The 17,525-nt window shown below is 45.3% G+C and carries 13 protein-coding genes; 11 read left to right on the forward strand and 2 right to left on the reverse strand.

Annotated elements, in window-relative coordinates; all coding sequences use genetic code 11:
* Positions 1 to 5: 5 nt before the first annotated feature.
* Positions 6 to 1,637: a sigma-54-dependent Fis family transcriptional regulator gene (locus R7E29_RS06835; RefSeq protein WP_054576094.1), complete on the reverse strand. Its 1,632-nt coding sequence runs from the start codon at positions 1,635 to 1,637 to the stop codon at positions 6 to 8.
* Positions 1,624 to 4,302 carry a type VI secretion system ATPase TssH gene (gene tssH / locus R7E29_RS06840; protein ID WP_213906672.1) on the reverse strand — a complete coding sequence of 893 codons (2,679 nt, stop codon included), beginning with the start codon at positions 4,300 to 4,302 and terminating at the stop codon, positions 1,624 to 1,626. Before tssH ends, R7E29_RS06835 begins: the two co-directional genes overlap by 14 nt.
* 456 nt (positions 4,303 to 4,758) lie before the next feature.
* Here tssH and R7E29_RS06845 point away from each other — a divergent pair, with 456 nt between their 5' ends.
* From R7E29_RS06845 to tssE, 11 genes are all read left to right on the forward strand, one after another.
* Positions 4,759 to 5,277 (forward strand): Hcp family type VI secretion system effector, encoded by a 519-nt coding sequence (locus R7E29_RS06845; protein WP_005373415.1) that lies wholly within the window; start codon positions 4,759 to 4,761, stop codon positions 5,275 to 5,277.
* 72 nt (positions 5,278 to 5,349) lie between these two features.
* Positions 5,350 to 7,428 carry a type VI secretion system tip protein VgrG gene (gene tssI, locus R7E29_RS06850; protein WP_005373412.1) on the forward strand — a complete coding sequence of 693 codons (2,079 nt, stop codon included), beginning with the start codon at positions 5,350 to 5,352 and terminating at the stop codon, positions 7,426 to 7,428.
* Positions 7,429 to 7,430: 2 nt separating this feature from the next.
* Positions 7,431 to 7,913: a hypothetical protein gene (locus R7E29_RS06855; protein ID WP_017633762.1), complete on the forward strand. Its 483-nt coding sequence runs from the start codon at positions 7,431 to 7,433 to the stop codon at positions 7,911 to 7,913.
* Between the two features lie 94 nt (positions 7,914 to 8,007).
* Entirely contained in the window at positions 8,008 to 9,327 is a 1,320-nt protein-coding gene (locus R7E29_RS06860) for a hypothetical protein (protein WP_017633761.1), read from the forward strand.
* Positions 9,308 to 10,300: a DUF2169 domain-containing protein gene (locus R7E29_RS06865; RefSeq protein WP_017633760.1), complete on the forward strand. Its 993-nt coding sequence runs from the start codon at positions 9,308 to 9,310 to the stop codon at positions 10,298 to 10,300. Before R7E29_RS06860 ends, R7E29_RS06865 begins: the two co-directional genes overlap by 20 nt.
* Positions 10,293 to 11,237, forward strand: coding sequence for a hypothetical protein (locus tag R7E29_RS06870; protein WP_213906666.1), 945 nt, complete (start codon positions 10,293 to 10,295; stop codon positions 11,235 to 11,237). Before R7E29_RS06865 ends, R7E29_RS06870 begins: the two co-directional genes overlap by 8 nt.
* 237 nt (positions 11,238 to 11,474) lie before the next feature.
* The gene (locus tag R7E29_RS06875; RefSeq protein ID WP_053349228.1) at positions 11,475 to 13,475 is read left to right on the forward strand and encodes a serine/threonine protein kinase; all 2,001 of its coding nucleotides are present in this window, start codon (positions 11,475 to 11,477) and stop codon (positions 13,473 to 13,475) included.
* Complete coding sequence (gene tssA, locus R7E29_RS06880; protein WP_054576093.1) at positions 13,462 to 15,036, forward strand: type VI secretion system protein TssA; 1,575 nt, start codon at positions 13,462 to 13,464, stop codon at positions 15,034 to 15,036. The genes R7E29_RS06875 and tssA overlap by 14 nt, the downstream gene beginning before the upstream one ends.
* A 26-nt stretch (positions 15,037 to 15,062) precedes the next feature.
* Positions 15,063 to 15,569, forward strand: coding sequence for a type VI secretion system contractile sheath small subunit (gene tssB, locus R7E29_RS06885; protein WP_005373381.1), 507 nt, complete (start codon positions 15,063 to 15,065; stop codon positions 15,567 to 15,569).
* Positions 15,570 to 15,577: 8 nt separating this feature from the next.
* A complete protein-coding gene (gene tssC / locus R7E29_RS06890; RefSeq protein WP_005373378.1) occupies positions 15,578 to 17,053 on the forward strand; it encodes a type VI secretion system contractile sheath large subunit in 1,476 nt (491 codons plus the stop codon).
* A 61-nt stretch (positions 17,054 to 17,114) separates the two neighbouring features.
* Entirely contained in the window at positions 17,115 to 17,525 is a 411-nt protein-coding gene (tssE, locus tag R7E29_RS06895; RefSeq protein WP_005373376.1) for a type VI secretion system baseplate subunit TssE, read from the forward strand.

A 17,525-nucleotide genomic window follows, 5' to 3' on the forward strand; every position in this document is an offset into this window, starting at 1 on the left:
CCCCATCAACCCGCTGCAGAAATGTCGTATTTCTTCATCTTGTGGTTGAGTGTGCTCATTGGCAGCGCCAATTGCTCAGCGGCCTTCTTGGTGTGCCAATTGCAGGCATTTAAGCAATCGATGATTACTGTACGCTCGTATTGGCTGACAACGTCCTTAAGGCTCTTTGAAACGTCTTCTAAATCCACTTGTGCTTGCTGCTCGTAAGCAGGTTGCTCTGGGGTAGGTGAAGCTGCTTTCATGTCGATGCTTGGTACATCTTCTGGGATTTGTTCGCCAAACTCAATGTGAGTAATGGTTTCAAAATCGGACAGTAGCACCGAGCGCTCAATGATGTTCTTAAGCTCACGCACGTTCCCTGGGTATTGGTAGGCAAGGAGCTGTTTACGTACGTTGGCACTTAACCCTGGCGCTTGCGGCAAACCTAGCGTGTTGGTTGTGTGTTGCACGAAATGTTCAGCAAGGGGAATAATGTCCGACTTACGGGCTCTCAGGGGCGGCAATGTAATAGGGAAGACATTTAAGCGATAGAACAAGTCGGCACGGAATCCGCCATCTTTGATTTGCTGCATAAGATTACAGTGGGTTGCGGCGATAACGCGAACGTCCACTTCAATCTCTTTGCTAGTGCCGATTGGGCGAACTTTACGTTCCTGTAGCACACGCAGCAATTTTGCTTGCAGTAGCATTGGCATATCGCCAATCTCATCCAGGAATAGCGTGCCGCCGTTGGCTGCTTCAAACAAACCGACTTTGTCTTTGTCCGCGCCAGTGAATGAGCCTTTCTTATGGCCAAAGAGTTCTGACTCTAATAACTGCTCTGGGATTGCGGCACAGTTCTGTACGATCAAAGGTTGTTCTGAACGATTAGAGTTTTCGTGAATGTATTTCGCGATCACTTCTTTACCAGCGCCCGTTTCACCACGCAACAGAACGTCGACAGGAAGAGATAGCACCTTATCAAGACGATTCAAGACATTGAGCATTTCTTCGCTCTCTGCAATAGGACCTTGATAGGCTTTCTGGGTACGTTTTTTGAGCTGAGTGTTCTCGCGCACTAGGGCTTGATTGTCGGCATTGAGATTTTTTATTACTTGCCCGTATTGCTCTAACCAAACGGCTTGGCGAATATTACTCGCGGCCATACGACAAAACTCAGTCAATGCAGCTTCATTGTCGATAACACTTAAATCGAGCAAGACCAAGAGTCCAATGGTCTTACTTTCGCTATCAATCAAAGGCCAAGCCAGTAAGTTCTCGCTTTTTAGCCCTAGCGTCTGTTCTGTTTGATAGATGCTTTCGCAGTCATAGCCGTTGTACTTATACAACTCGTTAATCAACACCACTTCACCATTACGAATGGCAAAGTTAAATGGATCGTTCTCACTAGCGGAATCAATCTGCAATGCCTCCCAAGGGTGGGAAACAATCGTTTTATCGTTATGGTGAGCGGTACTTGGAATCAACGCCTGGCCAGTCTGGTCCAAAACATAAATGATGCCGTGCTTTGCGAGGGTCATTTGTCTCGCAGCGGTCAACACAGCATCCAAGGTTTGGGTAAGCTGGCTGCGATCAGCCAAAGACTGACTGATCGCAAGTAGGGCGTTACTAAGTTCGCTATGGTTAGCTGAACGCATAGGTTAGTGTTCCTTGCTCATCGACAGACACTTCGATTTGCGTATGTGAATCATCCTTGTCATGCACTAATAGCTGAGTCGATAGTTGCGGCAGCAACTGACGGTTGATGACCGCGTCGATGTTACGCGCGCCCGTTTCAGCAAGGCGACAGTTACCTAGTACGAACTCAACCAAGCTGTCTTCGTAGCTTAGCGACAACTTGTGATGGCTCTGTAGACGCTGAGAAACTTTGTTCAGCTTGTGGTGAATAATTTCTGTCATTGCTTCATCAGACAGCGGAACAAATGGTAGTACTGACATACGTGCCAACAGCGCTGGTTTGAAATGTTGGTTCAATGTAGGGCGAATAGCTTCTGCGATGATGTTTGCATCGATGTCTTTTGATTGATGAACCAAAGATTCAATCTCGTGTGTTGCAAGGTTACTGGTCATGATGATCAGCGTGTTCTTGAAGTCGATGGTTCGGCCTTCGCCGTCGTTCAGCGTGCCTTTGTCGAACACTTGGTAGAACAGGTTCAACACTTCAGGGTCGGCTTTTTCCACTTCATCAAGAAGAACAACAGAATATGGACGTTGACGAACCGCTTCTGTCAGCATGCCGCCTTCGCCGTAACCTACGTAACCCGGAGGTGAACCAATTAGGCGAGATACCGTGTGCTTCTCTTGGAACTCAGACATGTTAATGGTCGTCATAAAGCGCTCACCACCAAACATTTGATCAGCAATTGCACGAGCAGTTTCGGTTTTACCCACGCCACTTGGGCCAACCAGCAGGAATACGCCTGTTGGTGCGTCTGGGTTGCCTAAGCCTGCTTTTGCGGTTTGAATGCCTTCAGCCAGTGCATCGATAGCGTATTCTTGGCCTTTGATGCTTTGTGTTAGGCTTTCTTTCAGTTTTAGCGTGGTTTCTGCTTCGTCTTGAAGCATCTTACCCATTGGAATACCAGTCCAGTCCGAGATCACATGGCTGACTTCATCTGGGCCCACTTCAAAGTGAACCAGTGGGTTGCCATTGCGGATTACATCTAGCTGTTCTTGGCAGCCCGAAATTGCAATGCGAACGGCTTCTTCATCCATTTCTGCATATGGAGAAACGTCTTGCTCTTGTTCTGAATCTTCGTCTGCAACAAGCTCTTCTTCGTTTGTTTCGCCAAAGACCAGTTCATGTAAGCGAGAGCGTAGAGCAATCATCTCTTGGATCTGCTCTTTTTCTTTGTGCCATTGCGCTTCTTGTTCTGCTAGCTCTTCTTTCGTTGTTTCCATTGCCAGTTTTAGGTCTGGAATGTTAGCAAGGCTGTGCTTGTCGCCAGTTTGCTGCAGAGCATCACGCTCAAGTGCTTCAAGCTCGCGCTGTTGAGCTGCAAGTTCTTGCTGCAGAGTCTCAACAGAAGCAGGAATGGCATTAAGGCTGATGTTCACTCGTGCACACGCCGTATCTAGTACATCGATCGCTTTGTCTGGCAGTTGACGGCCAGAGATGTAACGAGCAGAAAGTGCTGCCGCAGCAGTGATAGCATCGTCACGCACGTAAACGTTATGTGACTTCTCGTATGCTGGGCGCAGACCACGAATGATCAATGCTGCTTGCTCAGGAGACGGTTCGTCGAGTTTCACCAATTGGAAACGACGCGCAAGAGCAGGATCTTTCTCGAAGTACTTCTTGTATTCCGACCATGTTGTCGCAGCGATGGTTTTCACTTCACCACGCGCTAGGGCTGGTTTTAGCAAGTTTGCCGCGTCGCTGCCGCCCGCTTGGTTACCACCGCCAACAAGGGTGTGTGCTTCATCGATGAAAAGAATGATAGGGGTTGGCGAGTTTTTCACTTCATCCAATACTGCGTTTAGGCGTTTTTCGAATTCGCCTTTTACGCTTGCACCAGCTTGCAGAAGACCCATGTCCAGGCCGTAAAGCTCAACACCTTTGAGGTTGTCTGGTACGTCACCTTGTACAATCTTAAGTGCCAAGCCTTCTACTACTGCGGTTTTACCAACGCCCGGTTCACCAACAGCAATAGGGTTGTTTTTACGGCGACGAGCAAGGATGTCCACGATTTGGCGGATTTCTTGGTCGCGGCAGAAAACAGGGTCGATTTCGCCTTTGCGTGCTTTACCAGTGAAGTCGGTTGTGAACTTGCTCAGTGCTGAACCATCTTCACGAGCTTGTGTTTTTTCTGAAGTAGCAACTTGCGCCTCAATAGAGTGGCTTGTTAGCTCTGCAAAGTTACGCTTAAGGCTGTCAGGGTTTACCGCTTCAAGGATAGAGGCGTAACCATGTTGGCCGTAACGGAGAGGGTTGCTAACAAGAGTAAGGAGCAGGGCACCAGAGCGGATTTGTGTTTCGGATAGATCTAAAGAAGAAACCAGCCAACTTTCTTGCAACCATTCGATTAATAAAGCAGAAAAAACAGGTTTGCTGCCATTTCCTTTGGCGTTGGTGTCGAGTGTGGATCGAACCGATTGTCTTAATAAGTTCTCAGAACAATCAAAATGACTCAATAAGACGTCAAAATCACTATTTGGCCTTTCTAATAGACTCAGTAAATAATGCTCAATTTGAACTTCGTTTGCTTTTTCAGAGACTGCAAGTGCAGCGGCGTCTTCTAATGCTACTTTTGCAATCGGGTGTAGACGCTGAATTAATGAAGAAAGGTTTATATTTATCATAGCCATTTTATTCTTTAGAGGAAAAGAGGTAGCGGCTATTATACTAAAAGTAATTGCGTTCTTTTTTTATCAAGATATTTTGACTATCGTTTGTTGGTTATTTTTAATGATTATTGTGACATTAATGTTTGTGGTTATTTTAATGGCGTTGTTATTCTAAATTAATTGATAGTAAAAGTGTCGGATTTATTAGTTTTAATGACTTTATTTACACGGTTTTATATGGTTATTTTCACTTTTTAAAGTTAGAACAATTTATTATTATCTTAATCCAACTTTTTGGTTTTTTATCCAATAAATTGTACTCAATATATTAGTGAACAATGCCTGGTATTACTTAAGTTGTTGTTTTTGTTTGATTTTTAAAGTTGGCACGGACTTTGATTATACCAACTAGTCGCGGTGATAAGCGATTTGGTGATTTAAACAAAACAGATTTTAGAAAAGGAAATAGCGATGCCAACTCCAGCATATATGTCTATCCAAGGTGAGACTCAAGGCCATATTACTAAAGATACTTACTCTGCAGATTCAGTAGGTAACACATGGCAAGAAGCTCACGTTGATGAGTTCCTAGTACAAGAACTTGATCACGTGCTAACAGTTCCACGTGATCCACAAAGTGGTCAGCCAACTGGTCAACGTGTACACCGTCCACTTGTTGTAACTAAAGTTCAAGATCGCTCATCTCCACTACTATTCAACGCACTAGTATCTGGCGAAAAACTTCCTGAGTGTGTGATCCGCTTCTACCGCACTTCAGTTCAAGGTAAACAAGAGCACTACTACTCAATCAAATTGATTGATGCGCTACTTGTCGATATCCAAACTCGTATGAACCACTGTCAAGACGCAGCAACAGCTGACCGCGTGACAGAAGAAGTGCTTAAGTTCACTTACCGTGCGATCGAAGTAACTCACGAAAACTGTGGTACTGCGGGTAACGACGACTGGCGTGCTCCACGCGAAGCTTAATTGCTCGTTGCGTAAAGATTCAGGGCCAACGATTGTTGGCCCTAATTCGATTATTTGTATCAGGTAAAAGATATGGTGAATGACGTAGAATTTAAATTTGAAGTGCCTGGATGTGGGCATGAATTTCGGGTCGAGAGCTTTCATGTTCATGAAGAGTTATCTAAGCCTTTCCACATCAATCTCTCATTACTTTCACTTGATCCAGATATCTCGTTCGATGAGTTAATACGTAAAGCAGGAACATTGACACTTTACGGACAAGGTGTTGGGGCTGCGCGTGTGTTCAACGGCGTGGTGAATGAAGTTCGTTACTTAGGGACTGGGCGTCGTTTTTCTCGTTATCAATTAGTCTTGGTTCCTCAAGCTTGGTTCTTATCTCAGCGCCAAGATTGTCGTATTTTCCAGCAAAAGTCAGCGCAAGACATCATCACAGAAGTACTCGATGATGGGGCAGTCACCGATTACCGATTTGAAGTGTCGGGTACTTATCCTCCAAAAGAATACGTTCTGCAATACCGTGAGTCTGACTTGCACTTCGTGCAGCGTATGATGGCTGAACACGGTATGTGGTATTACTTTGACCATAGCGATTCAAATCATACGATGGTCATTGTCGACAGTAATGACGCGATTGCACCTTTGATAAGCTCGCCACTAAATGCTTCTTACATTGGGCCGATTGTTTATCATGCCGATGGTGGCGGTGTTGCCGATCGCGAACATATCTCTGATCTCGAGTTAGTTAACCGCGTTAGAACGGGACAGGTTACGTACACAGATTACAACTACGAACACCCTAAAATTCCACAAGAGATGACACAGGCTGGCGAGCTAGACCAAGATCTCAAGCAGTTTGATTATCCTGGACGATACGTCGACCCGCTGATGGGGCAGGTGAGAACCACGGAGTGGATGTCGGAACACATAGTCGATAATCAACAAGTGGAAGCAACGAGTGACGTAATGCGCTTAGCATCTGGTTACAGCTTTAACGTCAGTGACCACCCGCGTTCTGAGATTAACCGCGATTACCTCATGTTGTCTGTAATGCACACAGGTCAAGATCCGCAAGTGCATGAAGATGAAGCGAGTGGTATGCCAACTACTTACTACAACCAGTTCTCATGTATTCCACGTGATGTGGTATTTAAAGCGCCTAAACTAGCAGCACCAGTGGTTGATGGCCCGCAAACGGCGGTTGTTGTAGGACCAGAAGGTGAAGAGATTTACACCGACAAGCTTGGTCGAGTGAAAGTACAGTTCCATTGGGATCGCTACGGTGATAACAACGAGCATTCAAGCTGTTGGATTCGTGTAAGCCAATCCATGGCGGCGCCAACATGGGGCGCAGTTTATTTGCCGCGTATTGGCCACGAAGTCGTAGTAACTTTCCTTGAGGGGGACCCAGATCGTCCGTTAGTTACGGGCGCAGTTTACAACGGTTTGCATTTCCCACCGTACTCTTTGCCAGAAAACAAAACTCGTACCACGTTCCGCACGCAAACGCACAAAGGAACAGGTTACAACGAGTTGAGTTTTGAAGACGAAGCGAACCAAGAAGAAGTCTATATTCACGCTCAAAAAGACATGTCGACCAAGGTGCTCAACAACCGTTACCGTGATATCGGTCAAGATGAATTCTTGAAGGTTGCACGTCACCAAACGAATGAAGTTCATGGTGACCATAAAGAAACCATTCATGGGCATAAAACGACACAGGTAAACAGTACGTTTACCGAGACAGTCGAGCAAGACGTTACCGTTACATACAACGCGAACGAAGCCCAGTATGTGAAAAACAATTCTGACTTAGAAATTGGTGATAACCGTACGACTAAGATCGGTAAAAATGATGACTTAGATATTGGCGAAAACAGTAACCTTACTATCGGTGCGTCTAAGAGTTCAGATATTGGTGCGGATGATAACCAGACGGTTGGTGGCAACTTAACGGTATCAGTGAAAGGGAATACCGCTTATAAAGCTGATGGTGCAACGCAAATTATCAGTGGCGACAAGATTGTATTGAAAACGGGTGGTTCCTCTTTAGTGATGAACAGTGATGGTTCAATAAAGTTATCAGGCTCGGCTATTACGATCGAAGGCAGTGACAAAGTCGTCGTGAAAGGTGGCAACGTAGTGGTTAACTAACAATGGAAAAACAACCTCTTACAACAGAAGTAATATCAAAGCAGCAAGCCGAATCAACGGCTTGCTTTTCGCGTTTTGGAAGAATAGTGGCTATCAATGAGTCTACGGGCAGTGTGCGAGTTGATTTTGATGGTAACCCATTTAAGCAGCCACTCACTGCGAGACTAGGACGTGGCTTTCGTCGTTCTGAGCTGCAAATGGCTATCGATAATCGATTAAGTTGTCGAGTTGAATTTTTGAACGACGACTTAAGCTTGCCTCTTGTGACGGACATTTTCTTCTCCATTCTGGATGACTCTGACGAGTTTGTATTGCGAGCGAAGAAGATGGTTATCGAGACAGAACAAGAGTTGGTAGTCAAAAGTGGTGAGACAGAAACTCGCTATAGCGGGCGCGATGGACGAATTACCACTAAAGCGAAGTACGTCACTTCTCAAGCAGAAAAAGCACAAAAAATTCAAGGCGGAACGATCGCAATTAACTAATTACCTAGCATTAGCTAATTTACGTCGAGTTAGCTAATTACTTTGTATTAACTAATTGCAATCGCGTTATGGCACGCTAATAACGGATAACTAGATGCGACAAAGAATCGGTGTCGAGCACCTAAAGGCACCCATAACCAATCAAGAAGTCGAAGGCGCGTTAGCAAAAGCTGATCGCGCTGTGAATGACCTTTCCCAGTTGCCAGTAACATGGCTGGATTTCTGTAATGAAAAGCTGTCCATTGCTTCTGAAAGTATCGGGTTTTTAATCAGGCAGCGAGTTCAAATTCACAAAAGGGGTTATCCAAGTCGTGAGTTGGCGTATCTCAAGCTGATCGAACGCCAAATTGAAGAACTGAAGCAGGTGTACTTGTCGTTTTATCGGCTAGCACCGGGGTTGATTCATCAGTTAAGAGGCCAGGAGCCAGAAATCTACAGCTGGCTGATGCTACAGGGCGAGTTGGGCTCAGAGTTGGATAACCTTTTGTGCGGATTGAGTTTACTCGAAGATATTGACGCTAAAACCGCAATGGTCATTGCCGTACAATCTCCGGTTGAATCTATGGATAGCACGCTTTCGGAGCTTATTGAGGGCAATGCGACATCCAGTGCGTTTTACTTTGAATGCTTACGTGTACGTCAAACATTAAGTGTTTCTCTCATCAAGCGCTGGCACAAAGCCAGCATCATTAGCTCTCAAGTTGCTTTGCCACTGCTCGTTTTACAAGACGTAAAAGAGGGGATTGATTGGCTTAATGACAATGCAGGCAGCGAACAATATCTATTTGAACGTTTGATTACCAAACGTGACAGAGGCACTTGGTTCCGTCAGTGCTTTGGCATCGAACCAAATAGATTACCATCAGCGCAAGTGCTCACTTACGCCAAGTTGCTTGAGTTAAAAGAGTTTGAGGCGTTTGATATCTCTTCTTCATTAGCACCTGTTGATTTTGCGCTGAGTGGTGATTGGAAACTGGTGCCCCAAATCATCGAGCACTTGGAAAGTCTGGAGGAAGCTGAAGGTGAAATTTGGCTTCAAGCCTTGTATGTCGTCTACGGAAAGCTTCTTCCTCTGACTCCGCAAGATGTTGGTGTCGAGTATGAATGGGAAGAGATCGTCGATCTGCTCAATGAGTGGGTGGAAGATGAAAAATATATCCAAAATCTACCAAGCCGCTTGGGTTACGCATTGAGCTTCGAGTCTACGTTAGCTGCGATGCAAGATTCTAACGTTGATGTGCTGTTCCGCGACTGGCTATGGCGCCAAATCTGTATTCAATCCAGAGCCTACGTGCCTTGGGATATGGCAATGCCGATTCATCAACAAGACTGGAACTTTAACAATTTAAAGGCCGCACCTTCTGCGAGCGAACGATTCAACTTAAGGAATAGCAATGCAGTTATGGGATATTGAGGCGCACCCTGAGCTATCACTTAAAGGTCGTTTTCAACGTGACGAAAACGGCGATGAAGTGTGGGTTGTGGTCGCCAAACGCACATGGCAATTCGATGGTGTGGTTTGGCACGAATTAGGTGAAAGTGAAATCTTCGATGATCCCCAATATTTGGGCGAAGAAGGCTTCTCTGCGATGAAAGTTGACCACGAGTTCGCGTATACCAAAGACAACACAGATGTACTTGTTTACGGCAAAGCGCGCAGTTACGCGAAAAAGCCAGTGACATACCAAGAGTGTCGCGTGTTGATTGATGGTCATATCGATAAGATTCTCGCTATTCACGGGGAACGCGTATGGGTTGAGCATGCTGGCAGTATCACGCTGAGCAATCCAGTCCCATTTATTGAAAAAGACATTGATTACACTTGCGCGGTAGGCGGTGATTTACGTAACCGAATAGGTGGTGGGGTTGCCGACTCCAACAAAGAATTGCTTGAACAGAAAGTACCCTCGATTTTTTATCCCCGAGAGGACTGGAGTGCCGCCGCGAAAAAGCTACGCGTTGCGGGGTTCGGGCCTGTGCCTCCGTTCTTTGAGTCGCGCCAGAAGCTGGCCGGCACGTTCGATGACGATTGGATTGAGAATCGCAAGCCAATGTTGCCACTCGATTTTGATAAGCGGTTCTTCCAAAGCGCGCCTATTGATCAACAGTGCAAAGGCTTCCTTCGTGGGGGGGAGCGTTTGATGATGAGTGGTTTTTGTCATGATGACACGCTTTCATTTCGAATTCCTAAAGAAAAATACCGTGCGATCGCGACGTTCAAAGATCAAAGTTATCAAGCTGATATGGCGATGTACACCTTATTCGTTGATGCGGAAAAGAAAACTATATCAATCAGTTACACCGCTGCGTTTCCTTGTCAGGGCAAGGAGCATTTGTTGGTGTCGACATCCATCACTAAGTTGGAAGAGGTAAGCGAGCATGCATAATTCAACAGGCCGTTACGTGCTAGGGATGGAAGTGATGACGCCAACCGGTATGAATTTAGATATTGCTAGTGCAGTTTCGTATGCTGATTTAGGAAGATTCGACCAATGTGTAGGGGATGATGGTATCGAGCGTTTTACTTACGCCAAAATCGAATACACCAAAGAAAGTGAGCAGTTTGAAAAAACGTGTGAGTTAATCACCCACTTGCTTGATTCATTGTTAGCGCAGTTACCACGTTCATTGAGACCAATACCTTTGCTTATAGCGGTGCCTGTGTCTGTTTCTCTAGTAAAGGTGCAAGAATGGCTTGGTGAAAGTAACTATGCTGAATTTCTCTCTGTGGTGAATGCTGTTCATGCCAGTGGGCCTAGTTTCGTTCTCCAGGCCATGAAATCATTGGATAAATATGATGCTATGATGTGTATCAGTGTCGATTCCTTGGTGAGTTCGATGCAAACACTCATCGACGATGCGATGGTAATGAGTACCAATAATCCATGGGGCGTTATTCCGAGCGAGGGTGGGGCGGGTTTAATTCTTTGTCGAAAAAACACCGTAGAAACATTGAAACTTAAGCCTCAAGCGCAGCTTGGCTACATTGATACGGAATTAAACACTTCAGACCGAAGAGGCATGTTTCGACTTGTTCAACGTGCGACTAAAAAGCTCGATTCATTTGGTGAAGTGTATTCCGATATGACGAACCTGCGCATGCATTCGGAAGATTACGGCTTTGCTCTGGGGGCGAAAGCAGAACGATTCACGAACCCAGAACAACCGCAGCTTATCAATGAGTTGTGGGGCACAATGGGCAGTTGTTCTTCTCTCGCTTTAATTGCCTTTGCGGTCAGAGAGCACCACTTTAAGCAACCAACTACGTTGTTAATGTTCGACTTTCATGGTGACAAAGGAGTTCTCCAATTACTGCAATGTTAGTGGGCACTCATCGATCAAATGGCAATGAAAATATACTCATATTATTAGGTTGAAGTTTGTAACACGAAAAAGCGTATAACTCATGCAGTGAAAGCGTAAGTAAAAAGGTCTAATAAGTTAGTAATAATAACTAAAATAATAGGCTTACTGTTTGTTTTAAATACCAACCTTGATACAAGTACGTTCAAGAAAATATTATTCAACTCTAATAATATTTATTCTATGAAAGAGTACTAAGTGTCTAATAATCAGAGTACAGCCAAAGGATATATCGATCAGTTGGTTGTTAAAGCTATTGAGAAAAAGAAACTGAATGAGCAAAGGCTAGCAGAAAAAAATAAGCCGAAGCTTGAGTACGTGCTTTTTTCACAGTTTGATGTATTAGACAAGCTTCCTTCTAAAAATGGTAAGACAACGGTTTACCATCTTGCAAAAAAAGGGCAGCCAGAGAAGCAAATCTGTTGCAAAGTTATCAATGATGACTCGCCAGAATTTGCGAGCAAAATGTTGATTAACGAAGCGAGCAGGCTGGAGCTTTCTCAACACCCTAGCGTGGCTAACTTTGTAAAAATCGGCAACGAATTCGAACGCCCATATTTGATGTACGAGTGGATCCAAGGTGAATCACTGGCAGAAAAAATGGAGCGTCATTCTTCTAAAGGCTTCCGCCACGACCACATCGCTTGGTTGGTGTATCAACTCGCTGGCGCTCTAGAGTTTATGCATACAAGAGGTATCTGCCATCTTGATATTAAACCATCTAACGTATTAGTGAGTGAAGGCGATTACGTTAAGCTCATTGATTTCGGCGCTGCTCGTTACATTGGAGAGACAGAACCTTACGCAGAAGCAAGCTTGAGCTACGCTTCCCCTCTTTATATAGAAACTGGCATCGCGGAACCGCAAGATGATGTTTACTCTCTCGCTTTGCTCGCTGGACACCTATTTTTAGGATCAATATTTGGTGATGCTTGGAATAAGCAGTTAAAAGATCGAAAGCGTCCGGCTTTGATCCCGGCTCATATTTGGAAATTGCTGAAAGAAGTCATCAACAAACCAAGAGGGCATGGCTATACCGCTATTTCTTTTGCTCAACAGTTAGCGCGAATCGATACGCAATCAATTAGCTCAAATTCTAACGCACCAATTTTCAGTAGCTTGCGTAACGCGGACTTGCTGCTTACACACTGTAAGCCAAATGATAAAACGGCGTATGGTCGCTTTAAAATATTAGAGGCGAGCTTAGTGTTGAGTGTGCTGGCAACAGCAGGAAGTTATTTGTATCAACAGAATAAAGATCAATTGGATGCCATTTTTTCCCGAGGTGTCACTACTGTAACTCACGTTATTACGCCCTCTGAAACGGCTTCTTTTTTGGCTCAGCCTCCATGGAAAATCAAAGAAGAATTGTCTCAAGCTACTCAGAGTATTGATATGACAGAAGCTTATCGAACAGCATATCAAGCTCAGCAGTTAAGCCTCTCGAATTTATATGAAGAAAAACAGGCTCAGTTAACGTCGTATCAATCGTTAGCGGATGGCTTACCAATGGCATTAGTCGAATTACGTAAGGAGCTTGTCACCTTGCGAGAAACCCTTGTTCGTGACGGTGCTCTGTTTCCATATGCGGATGAGGCGTTGACTAAAGTGATGTCTGGGTTAAATGTCGCGTCTATCGATTCCATGAAAGTATCTGCCATAGCTGGCAGTCGAGATAAGCAGATTGCTCGCTTAATTTTAGATGGTGAAGCTAAGCTCGCAGAAAATGAAATGAAAGAGGCATGGTTGTTAAACCAGTCACAAGCCTATTTTTACAACCAAATCTTACCAAAGGCTGTGATGGAAAATATTAATGACTCCATCGATAAACATGCAGAGGCGCACTTTTACACCAAAGCAATTGAAGAAGCCGAATTAGCCAAAGCCTACTTCGGTAATACGCCAGAACTAGACAAAAAAATAAAGGATTTAATCGTCGCAAGAAGCGAATTTATTTTGTTTAGCACCGTGATGGAGCAATCCGTTTACGACAAACAAAAGCTACATGAATCCCTTGCCGATTTAGAACGGAATGCACCAAGTAAATTTACAGAAATCACGAAAATTCTAGATAGCATGGCGTCGGATGCGATTGAGCAGAGCCATCGATTATCTAAGCCAGCAAATGGCGCAATTGCGGTAGCGCGTGCGTTGAGAGATTACTTGACTGAAGGAGACGTGAATTTTGTCCAACATTGATATCGATCGTCTGCTTAATCCTATTTCTGATGAATCTCCAGTGGGAAACGATGCCCGTTACGAGTTTTGCTATGAAATGATGGAGTCCGAAGTGAAGAAATTCGGTTCCTTGTTTGGCGAAACAGTAGATTGGAGCGTGGTAAAAACGCACGCGACTGAAGTTCTAGAGCACCACAGTAAAGACTTAAAAGCCATTTGTTACCTCGTTCGCGCGCTAACAGAAGAGTTTGGTCTGCAAGGCTTTGAACAAGGTCTAAAGCTGCTTAGTGAGGCGTTAAGTCGCTTTGGCGTTGAATTGTATCCTTCGCGAAAGCGGGGTCGAGATGGCGCGGTCGAATGGTTGAACCATCAGTTTAAACTGGTCAGCAGCAAGTTAGCGAAAAGCGCTCAGTCATGGGATTTGGTATCAAACTGCATTTCGACTATTGAAGAAGTGCAGCGCCAGTACGACGAGGTTTACCAAGACTCAGAAGCGGATTTCTTTGAGATTCGCACTCAACTCAATGTCTTATCTCAACAAGCGGTGGCTGATGAGCAGAGCGATGATGCAGTCGTTAACGTCGAACAAGCGGCGCCTGCACCAGCTACGCAGCCTGCTGCCGAAGAAACGCCAGCGCAGAGTGAAGTGCAAACCGCACCGGTGAAGGCGGTTCCGCCGGCCCCTAAACCTGCGCCAGTTAAGAAAGCGGTAGTAAAAGAAGTCGATGTCGATACGGACTTCTCTTCGCCGACGGCTTCTAAGCGCACCTTGAAGAAGGTTGCGGAAGTCATGCTTCATGCGAACCCAAGTGATCCGCTGGCTTACCGGATTTATCGTCATCTGACTTGGGATGACATTGATGGTCTACCCGACCACCAAAATAATCAAACGCCTTTGAGCTTGGCAGTGTCGTCCGATCAACAAGCGGAATACCGAGATAAAGCTGACCAAGAAAGCGACATCGACACCATTAAGCGTTTGGAGCGCACATTAACGGATGCGCCGTTTTGGCTGACGGGCCATTACTTCGTGTATTCGATGCTTAATAACTTGGGCTTTGATGATGCAGCGCTTGCTGTGAAACAAGAAGTGACGCGTTTTGTTGAATCGCTAGAGGGCATCGAGCACCTCTCATTTAAGAATTCTATACCATTTGCAGATGAAGCGACCTTGAGCTGGTTATCGACTCAAGATACTACTTCTTCGACTTCTCAACCCGTTGTTCAAACGGTTGTGATTTCGCAGGAAGACTCGCTGCCAATGGAGGATATCACTCTAGAAAATCTAGGGGAATGTGCCGCAGAGCTTGCCCGCAAACTTGAGCTGGATAGCTCGGGACGTGGGCAGTTCATGCTGTATTTGCAATTGATAGCAGCTTACCAGTCTGTTGGATTATACCCGTTGTGTTTGCCGTATCTTGAGAAGGGGTGGGAAGTACAAAAAGCGTTTAATCTCGCGAGCTGGGAACCCCACTTATCGTCACAGTTAGAAGACCTAATTCGAAAAACACTCCATCGGTTATTTGGAAGCAAGGATCTTCTACCTGAGAAGTATGAAGAGTGGAAAGCAATTTACGACTAATTAAAGAGTTAGATAAGGAACGAATTATGTCACGTGACGGCTCGGTGGCTCCTAAAGAGCGAATTAATATCCGTTATGTTCCAGCAACTGGCGATACGCAAGAAGACGTAGAGCTGCCGCTAAGCATGATGGTAGTTGGCGACTTTACTGCGCGTGCAGATGAGACACCAATTGAAGAACGTACTCCAATTAACATCGACAAAGACAACTTTAACGAAGTGCTAGAGGGCATGTCTCCAAACGTTAAAGTCAACGTTGAAAACCGTCTTTCTGATGAAGAAGGCGGCCAGATTGGTGTTGATCTGACCTTCCAAAACATGAAGGACTTCTCTCCTGAAGCGATCGCGAAAAGTGTACCTGAACTAAACAGCCTACTTGAGCTTCGCGAAGCCTTGGTTGCACTTAAAGGTCCTCTAGGAAACGTTCCTGCGTTCCGTAAGAAGATCGCATCGGTTCTTCAAGATGAAGAAGCGAGAAAGAAACTGTTGGATGAACTAAGCATTGGCAACGACCAAGACGCGAAAGAAGAGTAAGGGATATCATGTCTGCAGAAGCACAAGCGCCAGAACAAGAAGCAGCCTTAGTTGAATCAGGCTCACTTCTGGATAGCATTCTTAACGAAACACGTTTAAAGCCAAGTGATGAAGGTTTTGACGTTGCAAAACGCGGCGTAGAAGCATTCATCAGTGAGCTACTAAGCAGTTCGAACACAGAGAAAGTCGACCAATCTCTGGTTGATCTGATGATCTCTGAAATCGACCAAAAATTGTCTAAGCAAGTTGATGCAATTCTTCATAACGAAGAAGTTCAAGCGATTGAATCAACGTGGCGTGGCCTTAAGTACCTGGTTGATCACACTGACTTCCGCGAGAACATTCAAATCGAACTGATCTCTGCGAAGAAAGACGAAGTTCTTGATGACTTCGAAGACGCTCCAGAGGTGGTGAAGTCTGGCCTGTACAAGCAAATCTACACACGTGAATACGGGCAGTTCGGTGGTAAACCTGTTGGCGCCGTCATTTGTGATTACGCTATGTCAGCTTCGTCGCCTGACATCAAATTGATGGAATACATGGCTAACGTAGGTGCAATGTCTCACGCACCATTCATCACGTCTGCATCGGCTAAATTCTTTGGCCTAGACAGCTACGAAGAGCTGCCAAACCTAAAAGATCTGAAGTCTGTATTTGAAGGTCCACAGTACGCGAAATGGCGTGGTCTGCGTGAGCACGAAGATGCACGTTACCTAGGTCTATGTACATCTCGCTTTATGCTACGTACGCCTTACTCTGTTGAAGACAACCCAATTAAGGCGTTTGACTACGATGAGCAAGTGACAGACAGCCATGATAACTACCTATGGGGTAACTCAGCGTACGCGATGGCGTCTAAGATCAGTGAATCATTTGCTAAGTACCGTTGGTGTCCGAACATTATTGGCCCTCAAAGCGGTGGTACTGTACAAGATCTACCGGTTTACAACTTTGAAGCTATGGGTCAAATCGAGACTAAGATCCCAACCGAGATCCTGGTTTCTGACCGTCGTGAGTACGAGCTAGCGGAAGAAGGCTTCATTGCGCTAACCATGCGTAAAGGTTCTGACAACGCGGCGTTCTTCTCTGCAAACTCTGTTCAAAAACCAAAAGTGTTTGCGAACACGCCGGAAGGCAAACAAGCCGAGATGAATTACAAGCTAGGTACTCAGCTTCCTTACATGTTCATTATCAACCGTTTAGCGCACTACATCAAAGTGCTACAGCGTGAGCAAATTGGTTCTTGGAAAGAGCGTTCTGACCTAGAAATCGAATTGAACAAGTGGATTCGTCAATACGTTTCTGACCAGGAGAACCCGCCAGCGGAAGTTCGTGGTCGCCGCCCACTTCGCGCTGCGAAGGTTGAAGTATCAGACGTAGAAGGCGATCCAGGCTGGTACAAAGTATCGATGTCTGTACGTCCTCACTTCAAGTACATGGGCGCCAGCTTCGACTTGTCTCTAGTTGGTAAGCTAGACCAATAACCCATTACTGAAACCATCAAGCAGCCAGTGAAGACTGGCTGCTTTTTTCGTAGGACCGCATATGGAAAAAGGTTACCGTCTTTTAGAGCGGATCGAGCTAGGAGAACCAAAAAACTGCTACGAGAAAGTGGTGTCTCATAAGCATTTGATTGAATCCATTCACTCGCATCTCGCTGACTTGTTGAATACGCACTCCGGCAACGCAATGATCGACAATGAGTATGGTCTGCCAGATTTTAACGACGTACTTTCTAACAACACAAACCTCGTTCGCCATATTCAAAAAAACATCACGTCAACCATAGAGCGCTTTGAGCCCCGACTGCTTAATGTCGAGGTTCATTACCGTGAAGACCACCATAATCCATTACAACTCGGCTTTGGTATTCGCGGCGAAGTTTCCCATAACGGCGGTAAAGTCCCAATGTCGATCGATGTCTACATGGGAACCGACGGCCAATTTAACGTTTAG

Source organism: Vibrio sp. Vb1729, from assembly GCF_033338655.1.
Lineage (GTDB): Bacteria > Pseudomonadota > Gammaproteobacteria > Enterobacterales > Vibrionaceae > Vibrio > Vibrio alginolyticus.